The sequence below is a fragment of the Pararobbsia alpina genome (assembly GCF_902859895.1).
Classification (GTDB): domain Bacteria; phylum Pseudomonadota; class Gammaproteobacteria; order Burkholderiales; family Burkholderiaceae; genus Pararobbsia; species Pararobbsia alpina.
Genome location: NZ_CADIKM010000209.1, coordinates 1 through 648 on the forward strand (window position 1 = coordinate 1; position 648 = coordinate 648).

The 648-nt window shown below is 61.9% G+C and carries 2 protein-coding genes; both read right to left on the reverse strand.

Annotation, left to right across the window (positions count from 1 at the left end; translation table 11 throughout):
- Nucleotides 1–281: IS66 family insertion sequence element accessory protein TnpB (gene tnpB, locus HV670_RS30310; RefSeq protein ID WP_175108586.1), on the reverse strand; the 281-nt coding region annotated here is incomplete at its 3' end.
- Nucleotides 262–648 (reverse strand): transposase (locus tag HV670_RS30315; protein WP_175108587.1); only part of this gene is annotated, 387 nt, incomplete at its 5' end. The genes HV670_RS30315 and tnpB, both read right to left, overlap by 20 nt.

The following is a 648-nucleotide window of genomic DNA, read 5'->3' on the forward strand; positions in this document are numbered from 1 at the left end:
CAGTGAAGCTGCTCGGTCGTCAACTCCATCACCGGCTGCTGCCGGCGTGGCCAAACAAAGCGGTCTTCCTCGAGGCGCTTCATCAGCAGCCAGAAACCATTGCCGCCCCAGCCGAGTATCTTGATGCGATCCCGACGCCGGTTGCTGAACGCGTAGAGCGCTGGCGCAAACGGGTCCAGCCCTGACTCTTCGACCAGTGCGGACAGCCCGTTGATCGACTTCCTGAAGTCGACCGCCTCGCGATGAACATACACCTTGAGTTTAGCGTCGAGCCTGAACATCGCAGCGCCCCAGAGTCTCGATCATCGCCGATACCAGCGGTGCATCCTGCCCGGTACATTCGAGCGTGAGCGTAACCCCGTTCGGCAACTGCGCACGCAGTCGCGCTGGCGCCGATGAGCTTCGGGTAGAAAGCGCCCCGGAATCGTCGTGGCAGACCGGCAGGTTCGTCGACGCAGTCGAGGGCTTCGGAACCATCCCGGCACCGTCAATTTCGACGACAGGCACGAACGCTGCCATCGTACGATGAGCCGTATCCTGTGCATCCGCGTCTTGACGGGTCGCCTGGTACTTATGAATCCATTGGCGCAACTGGTTCGCGTTCACGTTGGCCTTGAGCGCCATGCCGGCAACCGAGACGCCGGGTTG